This is a genomic window from Synechococcus sp. R8-2, assembly GCF_047461715.1.
Lineage (GTDB): Bacteria > Cyanobacteriota > Cyanobacteriia > Thermostichales > Thermostichaceae > Thermostichus.
This window is the reverse complement of record NZ_JANSHQ010000121.1, coordinates 1-6,067: the sequence shown is the minus strand read 5'-3', so window position 1 is coordinate 6,067 and position 6,067 is coordinate 1. Positions and strand designations below refer to the sequence as shown.

Here is a 6,067-nt window from a genome sequence, read left to right as displayed (position 1 = left end):
CCGCGCCGCTTCCGCGACCACCTCCAGTCCTTCTCCCAGAGAGAGAGGAGTTGGGAAGCAATGCAACAGATTTCATTCTTGTTTAAAATGCAATTCCCTAGGCAGGCTCCACCGCTTCTTGTAGGGCTTTGCGGGCAATGCGAGTGACGTAGACGGTAGCGGCTATGGTGGCGATGAGCCCCACGAGGCGAACGACCCATTGGGCGGTTTGAGCCTGAGGATCCAACTCCGCGCCTTCCATGTCGGCCAGGGATCCCGCCAACGAGCCGATGTACACATACATAAAAGTGCCCGGCACGATTCCAGCGGTGCCCAGCAAGTTATCCAGAAAAGAAATTTGGGTCAGCCCCAGGGCGTAGTTGAGCACATTGAAGGGAAACGCAGGCGACAGCCGAATCAGGCCGACTATTTTCCATCCCTCACGTCCCAACGCTCGATCGATGGCCGCAAACTTGGCGTTTCCCTCAATCCATTTCACCACCTGTTCCCGCGCCAAGTAGCGCCCGATTAAAAAAGCCAAGTTGGCTCCAATGGTTGCCCCGATCAGCACGTACACAGTTCCGGCCAGCAACCCGAACACGGCCCCTGCCCCCAAGGTCAGCACCGAGGCCGGTAGAAGCAGCACCGTCGCTACAATGTAAATGGCAATGAAGAGGATTGGCCCCAGCAACCCCAAGCTTTCAATCCAAGCCAGAGCTTCGGCGAGCCAGTCTTGAATAACTCCAAAAAATCCCAATCGATGGGCTGCCCAAAAGATAAAAATGGCCAAGCCCAAGCCGGTAGCAAGCTTAAGCAAAATCCGCTGCTTTTGGGGATTTGTGTTGAGTTGAGGTAGCTCTTCCATTGGCTAAACTCCTACAAAGTTCTTGTGAGGCGAGCTAGGGCAAGCCAGAGTAGACAGCTCTTGGAGTGGGGGAAGTATCTTTACCCGAAAGTCGTGCCGTTCCATCCCCAAAGATAGCCTTTGGCATCGCTGAACTCAATGTAAATCCTCTTCTTGGGGATCCCCAATCGGGCCTCGATGGTGCCGCAAAAAAACTCGCTCATGGCTCGGGTTTGTTGGGCGGAAAATTGCCCGATACTCTTGATTTCCACGTAGCAACAGGGATCCCCACTGCCGGCAAAGGTCATCGGGATCCCACCCTCAAAGGCGGTCATCACGTAGGCTTCCGACTTGCCCAACTGTTCAGATAGAGCAGCAGACAGCACCTTGAGCAGTTCCCCTACTGCGGCGATTTCTGGTTGCACAGACGTTTGCAGCTTGATCAAAGGCATGGATCCCTCTCCCTATCAACAAATTCATCTTGAAATTCATCTTGGCATTCTCAGCCCCGCTCTTCGGCAATCCACCTGTGGTAGCGTAGCGACAGAGTTGGGCAAACCTCTATGGAGCAGACGAAGCCGGCCAAGCCAGAGATCGGCCACCAGCAGGGCCAAATCGGGCCAGGCCCTTGTGCTGTGCAAACTGAGGCTGCCCCCGCTCCTGTCGGCCCTTACAGCCAGGGCGTTACTGCTCTGGGGCCGTTTCTGTTCACCGCCGGACAGGTGGGCCTGGATCCCAAAACCGGCAAACTGGTGGGGGAGGACATTGTTTCTCAAACTCGGCAGGCATTGCTGAACGTGCAGGCAGTGCTGGAAGCGGGGGGCACCACTCTCGCCAATGTGGTGAAGACAACGGTTTTCCTGGCCGATATGGAGGATTTTGCGGCCATGAACGAGGTTTATCGAGAGTTTTTTGCCACCGATCCGGCTCCGGCTCGCTCTTGCGTACAGGTGGCCCGCCTGCCCCTCAATGCCCGAGTAGAAATCGAGGTTGTGGCCTGCTACCCACAATCGACCTAAATGTCTCCTGAGTCCGGCTAGCGGAATGGTTTCTGGGTCGGCGCGGATCCCGGCAAATCGGGAACTGGATCGTAGCCCCCTGGGTGCCAGGGATGACAGCGACAGAGGCGACGGAGCCCCAGCCAACCCCCACGTAGGGCACCGTAGCGCCGCACCGCTTCCAAGGTGTACTGGGAGCAGGTGGGGTAGTAGCGACAAGCAGGCGGCAGCCAAGGAGAAATACCCACCTGGTAACCCCGGATCAGGGCAATCAAGCTGCGAGTGAGGGGATCCGATCGTTCAGGCATGGGTCGGAGTCCAAAAAGCGCATCTCTAGGTAACTTGAGGTTAGCTGTTATCCCAGACTGGAGGCGCCTGCAAAGGCGAGCAGGGCCGGTTCCCAGCCCCAGACCATACGGTTACAATCAGAAAGGTTAGTACCTAAATATTTCGGGCTGAGGGATCCGGCGAAGGTGGGCTTATCCTAGGGCGCGGTTCTGGGAGAACGCTTTGAGTTCCATTTTGCATAAGGAGTTGGCGTGAGGGTATTCGGGCAGCTGCAGCCGGCACAGCGGCGCAACTTGGGCATTTTGTTTGTGGCTGGGCTGCTCTTTTGGGCCAGTTTATCCTCGCTGCTGCCCACGTTGCCTCTCTACATCAGAGATGCCGGTGGCACCAGCCAGCAAGTGGGCTGGGTAATGGGGGCCTTTTCGATTGGGTTGCTGGCCTTTCGCCCTGCGTTGGGTCGCCTGGCGGATGGCCACAGCCGGCAGATCGTGCTGCTTATCGGCATGGGGGTGGTGGGGATGGCCCCCATAGGATACTGGCTCTCCGATTGGATCCCATGGGTAGCGCTGGTGCGAGCCTTTCATGGGGTTAGCATCGCCGCTTTTGCCACGGCCTATGTGACTTTGGTGGTGGATTTTGCCCCAGAAGAAAAACGGGGTGAGATCCTGGGCTACATGAGTTTGGTCAATCCGATCGGCGCAGCCATTGGCCCTGCTTTGGGCGGCTTTTTGCAGGAGTTTGCCGGCTATGGCCCTTCGTTTCTCTTCTCTGCTCTGCTGGGGTTGGTGGGCTTTCTTTGTACCCAACTGGTTCGAGAACAGCGGCGTGAGCATTGGGGATCCCTGCCGATGGATGGGGCCTTCTGGAGCTTTCTGGGCAGCCCGAAGGTGCGCTCCCTCGCTTGGGTAATGTTTTTGGTGGGGTTGGCCTTCGGCACCCAGACCACCTTTGTGGCCTTGTTAATCCAAGAAGCCGGAGCTCCCCTGAATCCAGGTCTTTTTTATACGGCAGTGGCCTTTGCCAGCTTTGGAGTGCGCCTGCTCACCGGTCGCGCTTCCGATCGCTATGGGCGGGGGCCATTTATCTCCCTCAGCTTGGCCACCTATGCCTTGGCAATGGGGATCCTGATTGTTGCCAACAGCACCGGCGCTTTTCTGGCTGCTGGGATCGTGGTGGGTTGCGGTTTTGGGACTTTGATCCCTCTCATCTCTGCCCTCGTGGCCGATCGCTCGGAGCCGGTGGAGCGGGGTCGCCTGTTTAGCTTGGTGATGTGTGGGTTCGATTTGGGCATTGGCCTGGCGGGGCCCCTTTTGGGCACCTTGGCGGCGGGAACCGGCTATCGGGCCATGTTTGGCTATGCGGCTCTTCTTTCCCTGGCTTCCTTAGGTTCTTTTCTCTTCTTCTCCAATGGACGACCGGGGGACTCGCTGCGCTTTGCCTTGGGCCTGGGGCCGGACAGCCTTTCGGGTTGTCTGGAGGACAGCCGCAACCCGACCTCCTGGAGCCACCGGGTCAGCCCGCTCCCCCGGAGACGGGATCCCGTTCATAGATAGTTCCATACTCAGATCCCCCACACCCCGTCAAGAACTGAGGCTCAAGCCCTCTGCAGTTGCTGCCAACCAACCGGCCCATTTCTGGAAACTCGCCCTATCCTAAGTTGGAGTTGGTGTACAAAAAGCAACTCTGGGCACGGGCTATGGAAGCGCGGCATTGGCTGGCCCTGATGGGATCCCTGGTGGTCAGTGCCTTCTGGGGATGGGTGGAGTCTGTCTGGGGGGTGACAGTGCGAGTGCAATTGGCCGATACCACTGCCCCTCTGGTGGTAGGCGTTTCTCTCCCTGCCCAACTGATCAACGGTCGGGGAGAGGTGCTGGCAGATCTGCCCCCTATGCAAGGGTTTTTGGCTCAGCCCGGCCCTCAAGGGGTGCGTCTGCATGGGGTGGTTGACCCGGTGCTGTTCATCGAACCTCAGGAGGGTGGCCTGGTGGCAGTGAATGGCCGCTGGTACTCCGGCAAGGTGCTCTTGACTGGCTACAACATGGTGATGGCCATCAACTACGTGGATCTAGAAGACTATGTGGCCAGTGTGGTGGATGCAGAAATGGGATCCCGGTTCTTCCCAGAAGCCCTGAAGGCGCAAGCGGTGGCAGCCCGCAGCTACGTTCTTTACCATCGCAACTCCCGCGGTTGGTTTGATGTGTTTAGCGATACTCGCTCCCAGGTGTACCGAGGGCTTTCCCAGCGGTCGGCAGCCGCCCTGGAAGCAACACAAGCCACCCGTGGTGTGGTCATGGTGTATGGGGGTCAGTTTGTCAATGCCATGTACAGCGCCAGCAGCGGCGGCCAAACCGTCGGGGTGAGTGGGATCCCTTATTTGATGAGCTTACCGGATGTCAGCCCCTATCCCAAGTTTGGGCATGGCATTGGCATGAGCCAGTGGGGCGCCCAAGAATTGGCCCGCCGAGGCTGGACTTACCGCCAAATTTTGGCCTACTACTACCGAGGGGTCAGCTTTGCTCGTTTGCCAGAGTGAGACCTTCAGTGCCCTGATTTGCTCTGTCTCGTCTGCGTCAACCGAACCGCGGCTTTTGGGCCTGAAAGACCTCTTGGGCTTTGGGATCCCCTCGCTGAGGGCGGCGTTGAACTCCACTTCGGTCATGGTGCTAGAGCCGAGATAGTAGCCCCAACGATACACCAGATCCCCAAGGATGCCGTAGTGTCTCAGGGTTTGCAGATCTTTCATCAGGAGCGCACCGTCACGAACGGATCCCACACCAGAAACCCTGCTCTGCTTTTTCGCCATTCGCATCTTCCCTTACAGCATTTTTGGGCCTGACTTTTAACTTGAAGAAGACCCCGTTTTGTTCCCACCTCAGCTTCAATTTTAGGCTTCTGGGAGTGGCCTCATGGGTAGAACACTCTATGTGTCCCAACAGGATTGCTACCTCAGCCTCGACCAGGAACGCCTGGTTGTCAAACGGGCTGGAGCTGTTCTTCAACAGGCTCAATTGCCCCACTTGGATCAGATTTTGATCTTTGGCCATGCCCAAGTCACAACCCAACTGATCCAGAGTTGCCTAGAGCGCAACATCCCCATCGCCTATCTTTCCCACATGGGGTACTGTGCTGGGCCGTCATCAACCGGCAGGTGCAGACCTACAAGCAGTTTGTAAATGATCAGATCCCTGTTTACTTGCCGTTCCTCATCCGCTGAGGGGATCCCACATGCATGGTCAAGTCGCGATTTTTGTGGGTTTCTCTTCCACGGCCCAAAGCGGGCCCATGTCCAGGTAACGCCGGAAAGCCCAGTCCTCCGTGGCCCTCAGCATCACCACCGTGGCCAGATTCACCAGGCTCCCCTCGCCGGGGAAGACCCCAACCACCCTGGTCCGCCGCTTCACCTCACGGATAAGCCGCTCCAGCACATTCGTGCTCTTGATGTGCCGCTGGTGGACCCCGGGAAAGTCCAGGTAGGTCAGGGCCTCCCCCAGACCCTGGGCAAACACCTCCACCGCCCGCTTAAACCGGTCCCGGTAGCGCTCAACGAACTCCTGGGCCAGAGATTCCGCCGTGCCCCGCCGCCGCGCCACAAACACCTCCTGGAGCTCCTCGGCCACCACACCCCGCTCCGACTGCGGCACATGAGCTAAAACGTTCCGCATAAAGTATAAAGTGCACCACGCACCGCTGCCAGCTGGCCCCAGGAAGCTCCGCCATCACCGCTTGACGGATGGAAGGGTGGTCGTCGGAAATGACCAGCCTCACCCCATGAAGCCCCCGCTCCACCAGGCCCTTCAGCAGGTTCCTCCAGGCCTCCTTCCTCTCCCCGCCCGCCGGCTCCACCGTCAGCACTTCCCGGTAGCCTTCTTCGTTCACCCCCACCGCCACCAGAAGGGCCAGGTCCACCACCCGCCCGCCCCAGTTCACCTTGAAGTAGGCCGCGTCCAGGTAGAGGTAG

Annotated in this window: 9 protein-coding genes; 4 read left to right on the top strand and 5 right to left on the bottom strand. The window is 58.3% G+C overall.

The window, feature by feature from the left end:
* Window positions 1-97: 97 nt before the first annotated feature.
* Together NW819_RS03400 and NW819_RS03395 are read right to left on the bottom strand one after the other, a co-directional pair.
* Entirely contained in the window at window positions 98-844 is a 747-nt protein-coding gene (locus NW819_RS03400) for a TVP38/TMEM64 family protein (protein WP_414350142.1), read from the bottom strand.
* A gap of 80 nt (window positions 845-924) precedes the next feature.
* Complete coding sequence (locus NW819_RS03395) at window positions 925-1,275, bottom strand: phenylpyruvate tautomerase MIF-related protein (RefSeq protein ID WP_414412886.1); 351 nt, start codon at window positions 1,273-1,275, stop codon at window positions 925-927.
* A 183-nt stretch (window positions 1,276-1,458) separates the two neighbouring features.
* On the opposite strand from NW819_RS03395, the gene NW819_RS03390 reads away from it, so the two are divergent.
* Window positions 1,459-1,842: a RidA family protein gene (locus tag NW819_RS03390; RefSeq protein ID WP_011432209.1), complete on the top strand. Its 384-nt coding sequence runs from the start codon at window positions 1,459-1,461 to the stop codon at window positions 1,840-1,842.
* Between the two features lie 17 nt (window positions 1,843-1,859).
* On the opposite strand, the gene yidD is transcribed toward NW819_RS03390, so the two are convergent.
* The gene (yidD, locus tag NW819_RS03385) at window positions 1,860-2,129 is read right to left on the bottom strand and encodes a membrane protein insertion efficiency factor YidD (protein ID WP_414344078.1); all 270 of its coding nucleotides are present in this window, start codon (window positions 2,127-2,129) and stop codon (window positions 1,860-1,862) included.
* Window positions 2,130-2,360: 231 nt separating this feature from the next.
* Between yidD and NW819_RS03380 the strand changes: the two genes are divergently transcribed.
* The 3 genes from NW819_RS03380 to NW819_RS03370 all read left to right on the top strand — a co-directional run bounded on the left by NW819_RS03380 (window position 2,361) and on the right by NW819_RS03370 (window position 5,282).
* Window positions 2,361-3,662 (top strand): MFS transporter, encoded by a 1,302-nt coding sequence (locus tag NW819_RS03380; RefSeq protein WP_414412885.1) that lies wholly within the window; start codon window positions 2,361-2,363, stop codon window positions 3,660-3,662.
* A gap of 113 nt (window positions 3,663-3,775) precedes the next feature.
* The gene (locus NW819_RS03375) at window positions 3,776-4,642 is read left to right on the top strand and encodes a SpoIID/LytB domain-containing protein (RefSeq protein ID WP_414412884.1); all 867 of its coding nucleotides are present in this window, start codon (window positions 3,776-3,778) and stop codon (window positions 4,640-4,642) included.
* 373 nt (window positions 4,643-5,015) lie between these two features.
* A complete protein-coding gene (locus NW819_RS03370) occupies window positions 5,016-5,282 on the top strand; it encodes a CRISPR-associated endonuclease Cas1 (RefSeq protein WP_414344071.1) in 267 nt (88 codons plus the stop codon).
* 60 nt (window positions 5,283-5,342) lie between these two features.
* Here the strand turns inward: NW819_RS03370 and NW819_RS03365 are convergent, their stop codons facing one another.
* A complete protein-coding gene (locus tag NW819_RS03365; protein ID WP_414412887.1) occupies window positions 5,343-5,726 on the bottom strand; it encodes a transposase in 384 nt (127 codons plus the stop codon).
* The coding region (locus NW819_RS03360; protein ID WP_414412883.1) for a transposase at window positions 5,650-6,067 on the bottom strand (418 nt) is incomplete at its 5' end. The genes NW819_RS03365 and NW819_RS03360, both read right to left, overlap by 77 nt.